This window comes from Mesorhizobium sp. P5_C1, assembly GCF_054049815.1.
The window spans coordinates 1-2,466 of sequence record NZ_JBFULQ010000691.1 but is presented as its reverse complement, the minus strand read 5'-3'; the positions used below and the strand labels follow the sequence as shown (position 1 = coordinate 2,466).

The 2,466-nt window shown below is 63.1% G+C and carries 3 protein-coding genes; all 3 read left to right on the top strand.

Translation table 11 applies throughout. The annotated features are described in order from the left end of the window. Positions 1-1,481: ATP-binding cassette domain-containing protein (locus ACXJ7R_RS29995; RefSeq protein ID WP_457154983.1), on the top strand; the 1,481-nt coding region annotated here is incomplete at its 5' end. After that, positions 1,481-2,209 (top strand): ABC transporter ATP-binding protein, encoded by a 729-nt coding sequence (locus ACXJ7R_RS29990; protein ID WP_184872396.1) that lies wholly within the window; start codon positions 1,481-1,483, stop codon positions 2,207-2,209. The genes ACXJ7R_RS29995 and ACXJ7R_RS29990, both read left to right, overlap by 1 nt. A 112-nt stretch (positions 2,210-2,321) precedes the next feature. Continuing rightward, the coding region (locus ACXJ7R_RS29985; protein ID WP_457154984.1) for a DUF6867 family protein at positions 2,322-2,466 on the top strand (145 nt) is incomplete at its 3' end.

The window sequence follows — 2,466 nt, the reverse complement described above, 5'->3', positions numbered from 1 at the left end:
GACCCAACGGTGCCGGCAAGACAACCGTGTTCAACTGCATCACCGGCTTCTACAAGCCGTCGGAGGGCATGATCACGCTCAACCGGAACGACGGCTCGAGCTATTTGCTCGAACGTCTGCCCAACCACGAGATCCCGGCGCGCGCCAAGGTGGCGCGCACCTTCCAGAACATCCGCCTGTTCTCGGGCATGACGCTGCTGGAGAACCTTTTGGTTGCCCAGCACAACAAGCTGATGAAGGCCTCGGGCTATACGGTGCTTGGCCTGTTCGGCTTCAGCGGCTATCGCAAGGCCTCGGCCGAATCAGTCGAGCTTGCCAGGCACTGGCTGGAGAAGGCCGATCTCGTAGACCGTGCCGACGATCCGGCCGGTGACCTGCCCTACGGCGCGCAGCGGCGTCTCGAGATCGCCCGCGCCATGTGCACTGGTCCAGAGCTTCTGTGCCTTGACGAGCCGGCGGCCGGCCTCAATCCGAAGGAATCGGCGTCGCTCAACGAACTGCTGATCGACATCAAGAACACGTCAGGCACCTCGATCCTTTTGATCGAGCATGACATGTCGGTGGTCATGCAGATATCCGACCACGTCGTGGTGCTGGAATATGGCCGCAAGATCTCGGACGGAAATCCGCAATCGGTGCGTACCGATCCGCGCGTCATCGCCGCCTATCTCGGCGTCGACGACGAGGAAGTCGAGGCGGTCCTCACCGAAGTCGGCGACGAAGACGTCATCGAACAGCTCGATACGGGGCCTGATGCCGCGCACGGTCCGGGGACATCGTCCTCGTATCTCGCCGGGCCGGTTACCGACACGGTCGGCCATAGCGAGGGCGAGCGGGTCACCGTGTCGAAGGGCGCCTCCAAGGCGGCGCAGGTCGACGCAAGATCGATCGCAGCGGCAAACAAGGGGGCCTCGCTGGCTGCTGTACCGGCGGCGAAGCCCGCTCCAGCGGCAAAGGCAAAGCCTGCTCCGAAATCAGCGTCAAAGGCGGCAACTGGGGCGGCAGTGAAGTCGACCGCGGCGCCCGCACCGGCAAAGCCGGCAGCCAAGGCTCCAACGGCGAAGGCTCCTGCGGCCAAGGTTGGGGAAATCTCCAACCGGCTGGCGGCACCGCGCGGCGGCAAGGCCGACAATCTGACCCGCATCAAGGGCATCGGCACGGTCAACGAGAAGAAGCTCAACGAGCACGGCATCTTCCACTTCGACCAGATCGGCGCCTGGAAGAAGGCCGACGTCGAGGCCGCCGAAGCCTATCTTGCCTTCGATGGTCGCATCGCGCGTGAGGAATGGGTCAAGCAGGCCAAGCTGCTCGGCCAGGGCAAGGACACGGAATTCTCGCGCCGCGTCGACGCGGGCAAGGTGGCGACCAGCCATTCTTCTGGAAAGACGGCAAGTGAGGCTTCTGGGAAGACCGCAAGCGCGGCTTCTGGAAAGACTGCGGCTGCCAAGCCTGTGGCGGGCAAGCGCGGAGGGGGCAAGTGATGGCCGGGACAACGCTGCTCGATATCAAGGGCGTGCAGACCTACTACGGCAACATCCGAGCGCTGAACGGTGTCGATGTCACCGTCAACCAAGGTGAGATCGTGGCGCTGATCGGCGCCAACGGCGCAGGCAAGTCGACGCTGATGATGACCATCTTCGGCGCGCCTCGTGCGCGGGCCGGCACCATCACCTTTGCGGGCACCGACATCACCCAGATGCCGACGCACGAGATCGCGCGCATGCGCATCGCCCAATCGCCCGAAGGCCGGCGCATCTTCCCGCGCATGACGGTGATGGAAAACCTGCAAATGGGCGCCAGCCTCGACAACCTCAAGCACTATGACGAGGACGTCGAGAAGGTGTTCACGCTGTTCCCGCGGCTCAAGGAGCGCATCGCCCAGCGCGGCGGCACGCTGTCGGGCGGCGAGCAGCAGATGCTGTCGATCGGACGTGCGCTGATGGCGCGGCCGAAGTTGTTGTTGCTCGACGAACCGTCGCTGGGTCTGGCGCCGCTGATCGTCAAGCAGATCTTCGACGCAATCCGCGAACTGAACCGCACCCAGGGGCTGACCGTGTTCCTGGTCGAGCAGAACGCCTTCGGCGCTCTCAAGCTTGCCACGCGCGGCTACGTCATGGTCAACGGCAATGTGACGATGAGCGGCACCGGCAAGGAACTGCTCGCCAATCCGGAAGTGCGCGCTGCCTATCTCGAAGGCGGACACCACTGAGTTTGGAGCGGAACGTGTGCATCCGATATTCCGCTCCAAGTTGTTTGTTTGTCGCATGATCTTTGTCCGAAAAGTCTGCAACTTTTCGGGATCATGCTAGGGAGACTTCACCATGCAGGGCATTCTTTATGAGGAGCCGTCGATCTGGCAGTTCTTCTTCGTCACCTGCCTGCTCGGCGGCTGGGCGGCCTGGATGACGGGCAAGGCCAGCGCCCAGACATGGCGCAGCTTCATCCATCTGTTCGTCTATATGCTGG